Source organism: Streptomyces sp. NBC_00691, from assembly GCF_036226665.1.
GTDB lineage: Bacteria > Actinomycetota > Actinomycetes > Streptomycetales > Streptomycetaceae > Streptomyces.
Window position 1 is genome coordinate 7,283,767 of record NZ_CP109007.1, and the last position, 14,883, is coordinate 7,298,649.

Below are 14,883 nucleotides of genomic sequence, written 5' to 3' on the forward strand. Positions count from 1 at the left end.
TTGTTCCTCGGGCTGTGGGCCCCGGGACTACTTGACGGCGACGGGGTTGACGGGGGACCCGACGGCGCCGGTGATGGGCAGGGGGGCCGCGGTCAGCCAGAACTCGTATACGCCGTCGTCCGCACAGTCCTCGGCGAGTGCTTCCAGGTCCCACATCTCGCCGATCAGCAGTCCGATGTGCGGGATGACGACCTGGTGCAGGGGCTGGAAGGCGTGGTCGAACTCGTTGGGCCGCACCTCGAAGCCCCACGTGTCGGTAGCGATCGCGGCGATCTCGCTGCAGTGCAGCCAGGACGCGGTGGTGAACGACAGCCCCGGGGCGGCACCACCCGCGTAGTCGCCCCACCCCTCCCTCCGCACACGGGCGAGCTGGCCGGTGCGAACGAGCACGATGTCACCCCGCCCCAGAGTCACGCCCTGGGCCTCTGCGGCGGCCGTCAGGTGCTCCTCGGTGATCGCGAACCCGTCCGGCAGCTCGCCGTCCTCGCCGACGGTGCGGCCGACGTCGAGGAGCACGGCGCGCCCGGCGATCTGGGAGGCCATGTGCTCGATGCCCGTGACCTGGTCGCCGTCGGAGGTGACGACCTGCTCGGCAGGCCGGCCGTTCCATGCCTTGCCGTGGTCGAAGATGTGACCGAGGCCGTCCCACTGCGTGGAGCATTGCAGCGGCATCGCGATCACGTCGTCGGCGCCGCCGATTCCATGAGGGAGCCCCTGATTGCCCAGGGCCGCGTCCGTGCCGGTGTCGAGCATGGTGTGGACGGGGTTGGTCCGCCGCCGCCAGCCCTTCTGCGGGCCGTTGATGTCGAAGCGCTGCGACAGCGAGAAGCTGACGCCGCGGCGTATCAGCGCGGCCCCCTGACGGCGCTTGGCCTCGTCGAGGAAGTTCACGGTGCCCAGGCGGTCGTCCTCGCCCCAGCGACCCCAGTTGGAGTACTTCTCGGCGGCGTCGGCTATCGCGCCCGCGGGATCGGTGCGGTTCATGCTTCCTCCGCCAGACAGCGGGTGCGCTGCGCGCCGAGGCCGGTGATCGAGGCATCCATGATGTCGCCGTCGCGCAGCAGCCGGCCCCAGTGCATGCCGTTGCCGGCGGGGGAGCCGGTCAGCACGAGGTCGCCGGGCAGCAGGCGCGCGCTCTGGGAGGCGTAGGACACCATGCGCGCCACGTCGAAGATCATGTCCTTGGTGGACTCGTCCTGCATGACCTCGCCGTTCAGCTTGAGCGTCAGGCGGAGGTCGCCGGTGTCGCCGAGCGACTCGGCCGGCACGATCCACGGTCCCAGCGGGGTGAACCCCGGCGCGTTCTTGCTGCGCAGCCAGTCCGTTCCGATCTGCGGCATGTCACGGCGGAACACCGTCGCCCGGTCGGTCAGATCGTTGGCGATCGTGTAGCCGGCGACGTACTCCATTGCCTCCTCGGGGGAGACCTGGTAGGCGGGCCTGCCGATGACCACGGCCAGCTCCAGCTCCCAGTCCGGCTTAGCTGCCCACGAGGGGAGCGTGACGTCATCGAAGGGGCCGGTGACCGAGCTGGGCAGGCCGATGAACACGTACGGCAGATCCTCGGCGGCACGCCTGTCCATGATCTCGGCCGCCTCGGCCCGCGCCTCCTCCTCGGAGCGCCCGTCCGACGGGTCGCGGTGGGCGACGTGAAGGTCGATGACGTGCTGGCGGTAATTGGCGCCGGACTGGAAAACCTGTCGCGGATCCACCGGGGCGAGAACCCGGAAATCCGACAGCGGGCGACGGGAGAGTCCCGGCTCGACGGCGAGCTCATGGAGCCGTGGCAGGAGCTCCTGCCACCGCTCCAGCAGACCCCGCATGGTCAGCTCCGGGTCGGCCAGGGCTGCCCGCAGGTCCAGGACCTGCCCCTCGGGGTCGACGAGAGCGGGGAAAGGCGGGCCCTCACCCAGGGACAGAGTGCCGAGGGCGAAAGGCCCGGCGAAGAGATCAGAAACGGATTCAGGTTTCACCGACATGTCCTCCTGATTGCGATGCGACTAATGTGAACCCGCCACAAGCAATCAGGGAAATCGATTCCTTGGATCAACTGCATCCGTCACATCAATACTCACTGGTTGTGCCGCACCCGAAGAGGAACCGACCCATGAATCTGGCCCGCCTCGACCTCAACCTCGTCGTCGCACTCCGTGCCCTTCTCGAAGAACGCAACGTCACCAGAGCCGGCCAGCGCGTCGGTCTGAGCCAGCCCGCCATGAGTGCCGCACTGGCCCGGCTGCGCCGCCACTTCGGCGACGAACTCCTCTCACGCGTCGGCAGCCAGTACGAACTCACGGCTCTGGGGCAAGTGCTCCTGGACCGCACCGCCACCGCCTACGACGTCCTCGAACGGCTCTTCGCCAGTCAGGCTGCCTTCGACCCGGCCACCGAGACACGCGAATTCCGCATCGTCGCCTCCGACTACGCGGTCGATGTCTTCGGGGTGGAGTTCGCCCGCGTCGTCCACGAGGAAGCACCAGGAATCAGGCTGCGCTTCACTCGCACCCCCATCACCGTCGTCGATGACACCACCAGTCTCCTGAGTGCCACCGACGGGCTGTTGATGCCCCACGGCGTCATCAGCGACTTCCCTGCCACCGACCTCTACGACGACCGCTGGGTCTTCGTCGTTGCCGAGGACCACCCCAGTGTCGAAGACCGGCTGACCCGCCAGGACCTGGCCAGGCTCCCCTGGGTCACCTACCAGCGCACCTACGACGCCCCGGCCGTGCGCCAGCTCGGCATGCTCGGCATCGAACCCCACGTCGAGGTCTCCGTCGACAGCTTCCACGCCCTGCCTGCCCTCGTCGCCGGCACCCGGCGTATCGCCCTGGTCCAGGCCCGCCTCGCCCGGCTCCTCGCCCCCCTGGCCGCCGTACGCGTCATGGAACCCCCCTACGAGGCCGTACCCCTGCGTGAAGCCTTCTGGTGGCACCCCGTCCACACCCACGACGCCGCCCACATCTGGCTCCGCGAGACCGCGGCCCGCGTCGGACGACGCATCACCGACGCGGACAACTGAACCGCCCGACTCGTCACGGACGCACCAAAGATCCCCAACGGCAGCCATCCATCCCATGGATCAAAGCCATCGCGAACCCCGATGACGAAAGGGGTGGGCACCGCGCCCACCGGCACCCATAGTCGAGGACATCTCCGCCCCCGGACCGCGGCGCCACCCTCATGGGCAGGCCCCACCGGGCGCCACCTCCCCGCCGTCCTCGCGCTCTGGAGTGCCGCCGTGCCCGCACCCCTCGCTCAGCCCTCCACCGACCACGCCACCGCACCCGCCGGACGACTGCCCGCCGCCCTCCTGATGGCCGGCAGCTGCCTGCCCGTCCTCGGCGCCGTCCTCCTCGCTCCCGTCCTGCCCCGGATGCAGGACCACTTCGCATCCGTCCCCGGCAGCGCCGCGCTCGTGCCCATCGTCCTGACGATCCCCGCGCTCGCCCTCGCCCTGCTCGCCCCCTTCGCCGGCGTCATCGTCGACCGCCTGGGCCGCAAACGACTGCTCATCGCAGCCACCGCCCTCTACGCGGTGTTCGGAACGGCCCCCCTGTGGCTCGACTCCCTGCACCACATCCTCATCAGCCGCATCCTCGTCGGCATCGCCGAAGCCGCCATCATGACCGCCTGCACCACCCTCATCGGCGACTACTACAGCGGCAAACTCCGCGACCGCTACCTCGCCCTGCAGACCATGTGCGCCTCGGCCTCGGCCACGCTCTTCTTCGTCCTCGGCGGCGCACTCGGAGCGGCGAACTGGAGCGCACCCTTCTGGCTCTACGCCATCGGCCTGCTCCTCGCCCCGGTCATGGCGCGGTCCCTGTCGACCCCCCTCCCGGCGGACCGGGGGCAGCAGAGCGACACCCAGGCCGTCCGCAGACCGTTCCCCGTACGCAGGATGGCCGGGATCTGCCTCCTCACCCTCTTCGGCGCAGTCGTCTTCTACGCGGTCCCTGTCGAGATGGCATTCCTCCTGGACGACCTCGGCATCACCTCCACCGGCGCCATCGCCGGAGTCACTGCCGTCGCCAGTGCCGCAACCGTCCTCGGCTCCGTCATCTTCACCCGCCTCTCCCCGCGGCTGCGCCACCATCTGCCCGCCGTGTTCGCGCTGTGCGCAGCCGGCTTCCTGCTCATGGGCTTCGCCGACGGCCTCCCGCTGCTGGTCGCAGGGGCGGTCGTCAACTGCATCGGCACCGGGATGCTGCTGCCGTCCTTGGTGACACGGGCCATGGACCGGCTCGAGTTCGCCGACCGAGGGCGTGGCATGGGCCTGTGGACCGCCGCATTCTTATCGGCGAGTTCCTCTGCCCCCTCGTGCTCCTGGCCGGCAAGGCCGCAGCAGGCGCCCTCGCGACCGCCGTCGCTCTCCTCGGAGTGGCCACCGTCGCTTTGGCCGCCGCACTGCTGCCCGCCACTCGCCGGATGACCGTTTCCGCTCAACTGCCCCCAGGTGAAACGCGATGACTCCGCGCACGCGCGACCGCAACGCAGACCGTCGCACGACGACTTCGGGCGTCAGCACCACATGAGCGTGGACATGAGCCATCCTCTGGGTCGTGTGCTCCATGGGCACACGGCCCGCACGCATGCCCACCTCCCGCACGAGCCTCTCAACTCCTGCGGCCCGGGCGACCTTACCGATGTCCACGCGCCTCGGCGCCGCCCAGGAAGGCATGCAGCCCGGCGGCTACCGCGGCTGAGGGGCGGCGGTGCTTCGACGGATCACCAGCCGCGGAGTCATCGTGGTCAGCATGGCCCGTTCCCGCCGCCCTTCGACCCGTTCGATCAACATCCTGGCGGCGGCCAAGCCCATCGTGTGGCCCGCCTGGTCGACGCTGGAAAGCTGGACCGGGGCGAGCGAGGCGATCGCGGTGTTGTTGTAGCCGACCAGAGAGACATCGCCGGGGATGTCCAACCCCAGCTCGTGGGCTGCTCGGTAGATGCCCAGCGCCACGACGTCGGCGCCGGTCATGACGGCGGTCGGCCGGTCGGCACCCGCCAGAAGCGCCATGCCGGCCGCATGGCCCCCGTCGTCGGAGTAAGCAGCGTGGTGCACGCGCGCGTGGCCGGCGAGCCCATGGCGCTCCATTGCCTGGAGATAGCCGTCGGTGAGCGCGATCTCCGGGGTCCGCTGCCACCGGCCGGCCTTGTTCCCGGCCGCCGAGACCAGGGCGATGTCCTGGTGACCGAGCGATACCAGGTGGTCCACCACCAGCCCTGCGCCGAGATCGTCCGCGTCCACGACGGAGTCGTGAGCATCAGAGCTGTCGTGATGGCCGATGACCACGGTGGGCGTCACCTCCGCCGTGGCCTGGACCTCAGGCCGCGGGGTCGCGGGCGCGATGAGGATCAGGCCGTCCATCTGACGGTCCACCATCGACCGGATGGTGCGCGCCTGTTCCTCGGCGCCGAAGCCCGCCGCTCCGATCAGCACCGTGTACTCGCTCTCCTGCAGTTCCTCCCGGATGCCGTCGAGGATGTCGGCGAAGAACGGGTTGCGGACGTTGTCGAGCAGGACACCGATCGTGTACGTGCGCCCGCGCATGCCACGGGCGGCCGTATGCGGGCGGTAGCCGAGCTCGTCCATGGCAGCACGGACCCGTTCCTGCATCGCGGCACTGACGCCGTAGGCGTTGCGCATGACCTTGGAGACGGCGGCGGTGGACACGCCGGCATGGCGTGCGACGTCGGTGATCGTCACCCGCTTGGTGCTCCTGGCCGAGCTGTCCGGAGTCATGAAAGCCTCCGCCTCCTTACAAATAGTGCAACGTTCTACGCACTCGGTCCTCAAGGTCTTCCCGCATTCGACCAAGCGAAGACGATGTTACGCGTCTGTGTCTTGACGACGCCAGAGGGATGGCGTCATGGTGTTGCCAGTTCCGATGGAGAACGTTCTACACGCTCCGTCTCTGCGCGGCCGGTCCACCCCGCCGCCCCTTGCGCCCGCTGAGCGCCCCTTCTTCTCTCACGATCCCTGGGAGTCTCCAGTGCCCCACCGCACGATCCGCGCCCGCCGTCTCACCATCGCCTCGGCCGGCGTCCTGTCCCTGGCCGCTCTCGTCACCGCATGCGGTGGCGGCGGCGGTGGCACCTCCGCGGCGCCCAAGGACTTCAAGTACCTCAGCGTCACCGAGAACACGACGACGCGCACGGCACTGACCACGCTCTCCACGAGCACCTGCAAGGCCGAGAACGACGCTCTGCCGCTCAAGGTCGAGACCATTCCCCAGGCTCAGCTGGACCAGAAGCTCCAGCTGCTCGCCGGCCAGGACGCGCTGCCCTCGATGTTCGCCGCAGGCAACGCCCCGGCGCTGACCAAGCAGCTTGCCAAGGGCGGCAAGGTGGCGGACCTCGCGATGGAGCTGGAGCGGCTCGGGGTGCTCGACCAGCTCGAGCCGGCTGCGGTCTCCACGATCAAGGCCCTGTACGGCGGCAAGCTGATGGCCCTGCCGTACGAGTACAACATCGAAGGGATCTTCTACAACAAGAAGCTCTTCCAGGAGAACGGCATCGCCGTCCCCGGAACGTGGGACGAGTTGCTCGTGGCCGCGGACAAGCTGAATGCCAAGGGCATCCAGCCGTTCTCCGCCTCCGGCGCGCAGGGCTGGCCGCTCACCCGCCTGATCAGCGGCTACCTCTACCGCAGCCTCGGGCCCGACGCCCTCGACAAGGTCGACGCCGGAACCGCCAAGCTGACCGACCCGGCCTACGTCAAGGCAGCCGAAGAGATCGCGGCCCTCGGCAAGAAGGGCTACTTCGGCAAGGGCGTCGGCTCCATCGACTACGACACCGCGATGAACCAGTTCCTCACCGGCAAGTCAGGCATGTTCTACATGGGCAGCTGGGCCCTGGCGAACATCGCCGACCCCAAGCAGAACAAGGTCGGCGCCGAGAACGTCGGCTTCATGCCCTTCCCCGCCGTCAAGGGCGGCAAGGGCTCCATCGACCAGTACCCCTCCAACATCGGCCTCGCCGTCACCCTCGGCTCGAAGGCCTTCGACAAGAAGACCGGAGCCTGGGTCAGCTGCATCGCCAAGAACTTCGGCAGCACCGCCCTGAAGGACCACGGCACCATCACCGGCTTCAAGGTCAACACCCCGGTCAAGGACTCCAGCGAGGTGGCCGGCACCGTCCGCAAGACGATCAGCAGCTCCCAGCAGAACGTCCTGTGGTTCGAGGCGCTCTTCAGCACCAAGGCCACCACGATCAGCAACACCAGCGCCCCCGGACTCGTCAACGGCAGCGTCAGCCCCCAGAAGTTCATGGAGACCGTCCAGGCCGCGCTCGGCAGCCAGTAACACCCCGTGAGGCGGGCGGCCCGCCTGTCCATGGCGCGCCGCCCGCCACCGCCTGGCCAGCCCTTCACAGAAACGAAGTGGACACCACTCATGCACCGCGTACTCGGTGACCGCAGGGCGATCATGATCCTGCTCGGTCCCGCACTCCTCCTCTACACCCTGATCATGCTCGTCCCCATGGTGTGGTCGCTCGGGTACTCCTTCACCAAGGGCAACTCCATCGAGGGCTTCAAGGGCAACGGCCTGGCCAACTTCACCCGGCTCCTCGACGACCCGGCCGTCCACGACGCCTTGTGGTTCACCCTCAAGTACGCGGTCATCGTCACCGCCGGCCAGGTCATCGCCGGCTACCTCCTGGCCCTGCTCTACGTCTTCTTCCTCAAGAAGGCCTCCGCGCTCATCCGCACGCTGGCCTTCTTCCCCGTCATCCTGCCCACCGTCGCGGTCGGCCTGCTCTTCCAGAAGCTCTTCCAGGTCGCCCCCCAGCCCGGCCCCGTCAACTCCCTGCTCAACGCCTTCGGCCTGGAGTCCATCGACTTCTTCGGCAGCGCGAGCAGCGCCTTCTGGGTCCTGATCATCATGGACATCTGGCGTTCCATGGGCTTCTACGCCGTCCTGCTCTTCGCCGGCCTCGTCGACATTCCCGACGAGGTCCTGGAGTCCGCCCGCCTCGACGGCGCCTCCGGCCTGCGCCTGATCCGCCACATCGTCCTGCCGCTCTCGCTTCCCGTTCTCATGTCGTCGCTGATTTTCAGCGTCAACGGCACCCTCAAGGTCTTCGACTCCGTCGTCGCCCTCACCAACGGCGGCCCCGGCAACGGAACCACCCCGCTGACCCTGTACATGTTCCAGTCGTCGTTCACCTACAGCGAGTACGGCTACGGCAGCGCGATCGCGCTGCTCCTGACCGTGGTCTGCCTGCTGGTGAGCCTGGCGGTCTACCGCGTCTCGCGGCGCGACAACACGGAGAGCTGAACGTCATGGCCATCGACACCCTCCAGAAGACCACCAGCACCGGCCACAAGCGTCCCAAGCAGCCCCCGCTCCGCGCCGCGCGCAAGACCGGCGGCCGCCTGTGGATCCGGCTCGCCGTCGCCGTCCTCCTGGTCATCGAGATCTACCCACTGATCTGGATGTTCCTGACCTCGGTCAAGTCCAACAGCGACTACCTCAACAACTCCACCTGGAGCCTTCCCACCACCTGGGAATGGGGCAACTACGCCGAGGCATGGACCACCGGCAACATCGGCCTCTACGTCAAGAACAGCCTCCTGGCCGTCGTCCCCGCACTCGCCCTCATCCTCCTGCTCGGCACCGCGGCCGGCTTCGCCCTCCAGATCATGGTCTGGAAGGGACGCAACCTCACCCTCCTCGTCTTCCTCGCCGGCATGATGATCCCCCCGCAGATGATCCTGCTGCCGCTGTTTACCATCTACTTCCAGACCGGCCTCTCCGGCACCCTGTGGCCGCTGATCCTCACCTACACGGGCACCGGCCTGCCCCTGACCGTCTTCATGATGGCCACCTACTACCGGACCGTCCCCCGCGAACTCTTCGAGGCGGCAACCCTCGACGGCGCCGGCATCCTGCGCGCCTTCTGGACCATCAGCCTCCCCGTGGTCCGCAACGCCCTCCTCACCGTCGGCCTGGTGCAGTTCTTCTTCATCTGGAACGACCTGCTGATCGCCCTGACCTTCACCAACAGCCAGGACCTGCGCACGGTCCAGGTCGGCCTGCTGAACTTCACCGGCGACTTCGGCGCCACCCAGTACGGCCCGCTCTTCGCGGCCATCTGCATCAACGTCTTCGGCACCCTCGTGATCTACCTCTTCCTCAACCAGAAGGTCATGAAGGGCCTCACCTCGGGAGCGGTCAAGGGCTGACCAGCCTTCGACCCACCCTCCCGAGCACACGAAAGGCCCCTTCCCTTGCAGCCCCTCCAGCCCTCCCCGGTGCGCTTCGAGCACCTGCCGGACGGTCTCGGCATCGGCACCGCCACCCCCCGACTGTCGTGGAGCCCCGCCGCCGAAGCCGGCAACCAGCACGCCTACGAAGTCGAAGTCGAACGCCACGGCCGCACCTACCGGACCGGCCGCGTCGCCGGCACCGACCACCTCCTCGTCGCCTGGCCCGACGCACCGCTGGCCTCCCGCGAACCGGCTGTCGTCCGCGTCCGGACCTGGCCGGCGAGCGACAGCGAGCCGTCCGCGTGGAGCGAGCCCAGCCCCGTCGAGGCCGGGCTCCTCGCACCGGGGGACTGGTCCGCCGTCCCGGTCGGCGCGGACTGGGACGAGGACCCCGCCGCGGAACGCCGCCCGGCCCGCGTCCGCAAGCACTTCCAGGTGGGGGAGCGGCCGGTCGAGCGAGCCCGGCTCTACATCACCGCCCATGGCCTGTACGAGGCCGAGATCAACGGCACCCGCGTCGGCGACGAGGCACTCGCCCCCGGCTGGACCGTCTACCCCAAGCGGCTGCGCTACCGCACCCACGACGTCACGGCCCTCCTCGCCCCCGGTGCCAACACCATCGGCGCATGGCTGGGAGACGGCTGGTACCGCGGCAAGTACGGCTTCGACGGCGGCACCCGCAACATCTACGGCACCGACCAGGCCCTCCTCGCCCAGCTGGAGATCACCTACACCGACGGCACCACCACCGTGATCGCCACCGACCACACCTGGCACGCCGCCATCGGCCCCGTCCTCACCAGCGGTCTGTACGAAGGGGAGACCTTCGACGCCCGCCTCGACGAGGCCGACTGGGCCACCCCGGCGGCATCGTCCGACGGCTGGACCCCCGTACGAACCGGCACCAGGGATCCCCGGACGCTCGTCGCACCCGAAGGCCCCCCGGTCCGCTGCACCGAGGAGATCCGACCGGTCTCGATCACCCGCACCGAGGACGGCCGCCACCTGCTCGACTTCGGGCAGAACCTCGTGGGCCGCCTCCGGATCACGGCCGACGGGCCCGAGGGCACCGTCCTCACCCTCCGACACGCGGAGGTCCTGGAGGACGGGGAGCTCGCCACCCGCCCCCTACGCGAAGCGCACTCCACCGACACGCTCATCCTGCCCGGCACCGGACCGTACACCTGGGAGCCCCGTTTCACCCTCCACGGCTTCCGTTACGCGGAGGTCACCGGCTACCCCGGTGACCTCGACCCGCAGTCCGTCACCGCGCGCGTCCACCACACGGACATGCGCCGCACCGGCTGGTTCGAATGCAGCGACCCCCTGGTCAACCGCCTCCACGAGAACGTCCTGTGGAGCATGCGCGGCAACTTCGTCGACATACCCACCGACTGCCCCCAGCGCGACGAACGCCTTGGCTGGACCGGGGACATCCAGGTCTTCGCCCCCACCGCGAGCTTCCTCTACGACTGCGCCGGCATGCTCGACTCCTGGCTCGCCGACGTCGCACTGGAACAGCTCCCGGACGGCACGATCCCTTGGTACGTGCCCGTCATCCCCGGTGAGCCGATGTGGACCCCCATCCAGCCCGGGGCCGCCTGGGGCGACGTCGCGACGCTCACCCCCTGGGCTCTCTACCAGCGCTTCGGAGACCTCGAACTCCTCCGCCGCCACTACCCCATGGGCAAGGCGTGGGTCGACCTCGTCGAGAAGCTCGCCGGCCCGTCCCGCCTCTGGGACACCGGCTTCCAGCTCGGCGACTGGCTCGACCCCGCCGCCCCGCCGGATGACCCCGCCGCCGGACGCACCGACCGCTACCTCGTCGCCACCGGCTACTTCGCCCACTCCGCCCGTCACCTCGCCCGCACCGCCCACGCACTGGGCCACACCGATGACGCCACCGGCTACGGCACGCTCGCCGATGAGATCACCGCCGCCTTCCGCCGCCGGTACGTCCGCCCCGACGGCCGCATGGAGAGCGACAGCCCCACCGCGTACGCCCTCGCGATCGCCTTCGACCTCCTGGACACGGGACGCCGCCAGGCCGCCGGCGACCGCCTGGCCGAACTCGTCGAGCAGAACGGGGCCCGCATCGCTACGGGCTTCGTGGGCACCCCCCTCATCTGCGACGCGCTGACCGACACCGGGCACCTCGACACCGCCTACCGCCTGCTCCTGCAAACCGACTGCCCTTCCTGGCTCTACACCGTCTCCATGGGCGCCACGACGATCTGGGAGCGGTGGGACAGCCTCCGGCCCGACGGCACCCTCAACCCCGGCGGAATGACCTCGTTCAACCACTACGCCCTCGGCGCCGTCGCTGACTGGCTCCACAGGGTCGTCGGCGGCATCGCGGTCACGGCGCCCGGCGCCACGTCCCTCGCCTTCCGGCCGCGTCCGGGGGGCGGCATCACCTGGGCCCGCACCCGCTACGAGACGCCCCACGGCACCGCCGCGCTGTTCTGGGAGACCGGCGCAGACGGCATGAAGGCCGAGATCACGGTGCCTCCGAACTGCACAGCTGTCGTCGAACTTCCCGGGCGCCAACCCAGCAGACTCACGTCAGGCACGCACATACTCCACTCTGCCGACGTCATCTGAAAGACGCAGGTGACACAAGAGAAGATCACCGAGTGCCCGGCATGGATCTCCCTTCATGCCGGGCACTCGTATATCGATGAAATCGGACTGCCTGAATTCATGGGACAGATGGCGGGCATCGAATTTATGTATGGAGGTGCTTGCGGTCTTCATGCGAGATGACCGGCCGAATTCGTCCCAAGGGCTGAGGAAAAATGCATTGGTGCAGCTCAGGGTGTGGTGCTGAATTATTCGATTCCGATGGGTTGACCCCGAGCATGGGGAGTCGTAGCTTTTCGGCTTGCGTGAGGTGCCGTTACCGAAGCACCTGAAAATCCCCTGATGGCTCTCGCGGGACGCGGGAAGCTCCCGAAGGGGACGTTGAGCAATCCGGCCAATTCCCCTGCTGCCGGATATGCAGCATCCGATTCCGCGGGCCCCGCCCGCCACCCCCACCGTCCGGAGAGTCGCCGTGAACCGACGCGCCTTCCTGTCCGCCGCCATCGTTACCGCAGCAGTCGCCACCATGACCCCAGGAGCCACCATTCAGGCCATCGCCGCCACCGATCCCCACGTCTTCGACCGCGTGGACGCCGTTCTCGCACGGATGACGCCCGCGGAGAAGGAGGCGCTCGTCCGCTGCGACTTCGGCGCTCTCACCCACCTCGGCATCCCGGCCCTCACCATGGTCGACGCCTCCGCCGGGCTGAGGGACGAGAAGAACGTCACCGCCTTCCCCGTGCCGCTCGCGCAGGCCGCCGCCTTCGACGAGGACCTGGCCCGCCGCATCGGCGTCGCCATCGGCACCGAAGGGCGCGCCAAGGGGTACAACACCCTTCTCGGACCCACGATCGACCTCACCCGCACCTGGCACTTCGGCCGCCAGGCCGAGAGCCTCGGCGAGGACCCTCTGCTCGCCGGCCGCCTCGGCGCGGCGCTCACCGCGGGCATGCAGAGCCGGCAGGTCACCGCCACCGTGAAGCACTTCGCCGCCTACACCCAGGAGGTCAACCGCTTCTTCACGGACACCCTGGTGTCCGACCGCGCCCTGCACGAGACCTACCAGGCGCCCTTCCGCCGCGTGATCGCCGCCGCGCCCACCACCTCGGTGATGATGGCCTACCCGAAGATCAACGGCACCTTCGCCACCGAGAGCCCCGCTCTCTTCGACGACGTCAAGAACCGTCTGGGTCTGCAGGGCTACACCGTCCCGGACTTCTGGGCCGGTGCCGACCAGGTCGCCGCCGCCAAGGCGGGGATGGACCTCGCCGGACTCGGCCCCGGTGGAGTCAAGCTGGCGCCAGGCGCACTCACCAACGGCTCCGTCCCGGCCGCCCGCCTCCACGACGCCGCCCGCCGGGTCCTCATCACCATGTTCGCCAACGGCCTCGTCGACAACCCCCTCCCCGCCCCGGCTCAGGACGTCAGCACCCCCGAGCACAAGAGCCTCGCCCACGAAGCCGCCCTGGCCTCCACCGTCCTGCTCGCCAACCGCTCCTCCGCCCTCCCCCTGCCCGCCACCCTCAAGACCCTCGCCGTCATCGGTCCCGCGGGAGCCGACGCCCTCACCGGCGTTGCCGGCTCCACCTATGTCGATCCCGGCACCTGGACCACCCCGCTCCAGGCCATCAAGACCCGAGCCGGCGGCACCCTCACCGTCGCCCACTCCCAGGGCACCACCGGTGACATCCCCCTGGCCACCGTCCCCTCCACCGTCCTGCGCACCAGCGGGGGCACCGCCGGCCTCACCGGCCGCTACTACGCCTCCGCCCAGCCCACCGGCACCCCGGTCGCCACCCGCACCGACAGCACCATCGACTTCACCAGCGCGCCGGTCGACAACCTCCCCACGACCTGGTCCGCCACCTGGTCCGGCACCCTGACCCCGACCCATACCGGTCTACACCGCTTCTCGCTCCTGCCCGCCGGCACCGCCACCCTGAAGATCAACGGCGTCACCGTCGTCTCCGGCTCCCGGGGCACCCGCCGCTTCTTCCTCGGCACCTACGACTACCCCCTCCAGGGCACCGTCGAGCTCACCGCCGGCCAGACGGCGACTGTTGAACTCACCTACAACAACGCCATCGCGGACCCCGACACCATGGGCCAGAGCACCTGCGGACTCACCCTCGGCTGGCAGCCCGCCTCCCTCATCCCGGCCGCCGTCCAAACCGCCCGCACCGCCGACGCCGCCGTCGTCTTCGTCAACCGCATGGCGGGCGAGGCCATGGACCACGAGCAGCTCGGCCTCCCCGCCGACCAGAACCAGCTCATCACCGCCGTCGCCGCCGCCAACCCCCGCACCATCGTCGTCCTGAACACCGACGGGCCGGTCGCGATGCCCTGGCTCGACGACGTCGAAGCCGTCATCCAGACCTGGTGCGGAGGCCGCGGCATGGGCACCGCGCTCGCCGCCGTCCTCTTCGGCGACAGCGACCCCTCCGGCCGACTCCCGGTCACCTTCCCCGCCAGTACCACCCAGGGCCCCGGCACCACCCCCGCGACCTACCCCGGCAGGAACGCCACCGTCTCGTACGACGAGGGCACCGCCATCGGCTACCGCTACTACGACACCAAGGGACAGCAGCCCCTGTTCCCCTTCGGGCACGGTCTCTCCTACACCACGTTCGCCCACGGCTCCCTCGAAGCCGCATACGACGCCGTCGCCAAGACGGCCACCCTCTCCGTCACGGTCACCAACAGCGGCAGCCGCCAGGGCACCGACGTCGTCCAGGTCTACGCCACCCTCCCGGCCGCGGCGAACGCCGAACCGCGCCGCCTCGTCGCCTTCCGGAAGGTCACCCTCGCCCCCGGGACCAGCCAGCGCATCACCTTCACCATCCCCGCCGACGACCTCGCCATCTGGAGCGCCGGTGCCTGGACGCTCGTCCCCGGCCTCTACACCCTCGCCACCGCCCGCAACTCCCGCACCATGACCGCGCAGAGGACGGTCACCGTCATCTGACTGAGCCCAGCGGCCCCCGCTGCCTCGTGTGGCTAAAAGTTGGGTTGGCCCGCCGCATGCAGGCCGAGAGCCTGGTCGCTTGCGATCAGGCTCTCGGACCCCGCGCTCGCGGTTTGGGGTC

At 69.2% G+C, this 14,883-nt stretch carries 10 protein-coding genes; 7 read left to right on the forward strand and 3 right to left on the reverse strand.

Translation table 11 applies throughout. The features are described from left to right. Nucleotides 1-27: 27 nt before the first annotated feature. Both OG392_RS32750 and OG392_RS32755 read right to left on the reverse strand, forming a co-directional pair. The gene (locus OG392_RS32750) at nt 28-984 is read right to left on the reverse strand and encodes a cyclase family protein (protein WP_329285501.1); all 957 of its coding nucleotides are present in this window, start codon (nt 982-984) and stop codon (nt 28-30) included. Beyond that, nucleotides 981-1,979, reverse strand: coding sequence for a fumarylacetoacetate hydrolase family protein (locus OG392_RS32755; protein ID WP_329285503.1), 999 nt, complete (start codon nt 1,977-1,979; stop codon nt 981-983). Before OG392_RS32755 ends, OG392_RS32750 begins: the two co-directional genes overlap by 4 nt. Before the next feature lie 128 nt (nt 1,980-2,107). On the opposite strand from OG392_RS32755, the gene OG392_RS32760 reads away from it, so the two are divergent. After that, nucleotides 2,108-3,022 carry a LysR family transcriptional regulator gene (locus OG392_RS32760; RefSeq protein ID WP_329285504.1) on the forward strand — a complete coding sequence of 305 codons (915 nt, stop codon included), beginning with the start codon at nt 2,108-2,110 and terminating at the stop codon, nt 3,020-3,022. Nucleotides 3,023-3,241: 219 nt separating this feature from the next. Then, nucleotides 3,242-4,435 (forward strand): MFS transporter, encoded by a 1,194-nt coding sequence (locus tag OG392_RS32765; protein ID WP_329285505.1) that lies wholly within the window; start codon nt 3,242-3,244, stop codon nt 4,433-4,435. A 261-nt stretch (nt 4,436-4,696) separates the two neighbouring features. On the opposite strand, the gene OG392_RS32770 is transcribed toward OG392_RS32765, so the two are convergent. Continuing rightward, nucleotides 4,697-5,710 (reverse strand): LacI family DNA-binding transcriptional regulator, encoded by a 1,014-nt coding sequence (locus tag OG392_RS32770; protein ID WP_329285506.1) that lies wholly within the window; start codon nt 5,708-5,710, stop codon nt 4,697-4,699. Between the two features lie 286 nt (nt 5,711-5,996). On the opposite strand from OG392_RS32770, the gene OG392_RS32775 reads away from it, so the two are divergent. The 5 genes from OG392_RS32775 to OG392_RS32795 all read left to right on the forward strand — a co-directional run bounded on the left by OG392_RS32775 (nt 5,997) and on the right by OG392_RS32795 (nt 14,762). Then, nucleotides 5,997-7,307, forward strand: a complete 1,311-nt coding sequence (locus tag OG392_RS32775) for an ABC transporter substrate-binding protein (protein ID WP_329285507.1) — start codon at nt 5,997-5,999, stop codon at nt 7,305-7,307. A gap of 90 nt (nt 7,308-7,397) precedes the next feature. Further along, a complete protein-coding gene (locus OG392_RS32780) occupies nt 7,398-8,282 on the forward strand; it encodes a carbohydrate ABC transporter permease (RefSeq protein ID WP_329285508.1) in 885 nt (294 codons plus the stop codon). Between the two features lie 5 nt (nt 8,283-8,287). Next, nucleotides 8,288-9,190, forward strand: coding sequence for a carbohydrate ABC transporter permease (locus OG392_RS32785; protein ID WP_329285510.1), 903 nt, complete (start codon nt 8,288-8,290; stop codon nt 9,188-9,190). Between the two features lie 45 nt (nt 9,191-9,235). Continuing rightward, the gene (locus OG392_RS32790; RefSeq protein ID WP_329285512.1) at nt 9,236-11,818 is read left to right on the forward strand and encodes a family 78 glycoside hydrolase catalytic domain; all 2,583 of its coding nucleotides are present in this window, start codon (nt 9,236-9,238) and stop codon (nt 11,816-11,818) included. Nucleotides 11,819-12,269: 451 nt separating this feature from the next. Then, nucleotides 12,270-14,762: a glycoside hydrolase family 3 protein gene (locus OG392_RS32795; RefSeq protein ID WP_329285514.1), complete on the forward strand. Its 2,493-nt coding sequence runs from the start codon at nt 12,270-12,272 to the stop codon at nt 14,760-14,762. The last annotated feature ends 121 nt before the right edge of the window (nt 14,763-14,883 follow it).

Coding starts and splice junctions, on each gene's coding strand:
- OG392_RS32760 (WP_329285504.1), top strand. CDS start 2,108: ATGAATCTGGCCCGCCTCGACCTCAACCTCGTCGTCGCACTCCGTGCC.
- OG392_RS32785 (WP_329285510.1), top strand. CDS start 8,288: ATGGCCATCGACACCCTCCAGAAGACCACCAGCACCGGCCACAAGCGT.
- OG392_RS32755 (WP_329285503.1), bottom strand. CDS start 1,979: ATGTCGGTGAAACCTGAATCCGTTTCTGATCTCTTCGCCGGGCCTTTC.
- OG392_RS32780 (WP_329285508.1), top strand. CDS start 7,398: ATGCACCGCGTACTCGGTGACCGCAGGGCGATCATGATCCTGCTCGGT.
- OG392_RS32750 (WP_329285501.1), bottom strand. CDS start 984: ATGAACCGCACCGATCCCGCGGGCGCGATAGCCGACGCCGCCGAGAAG.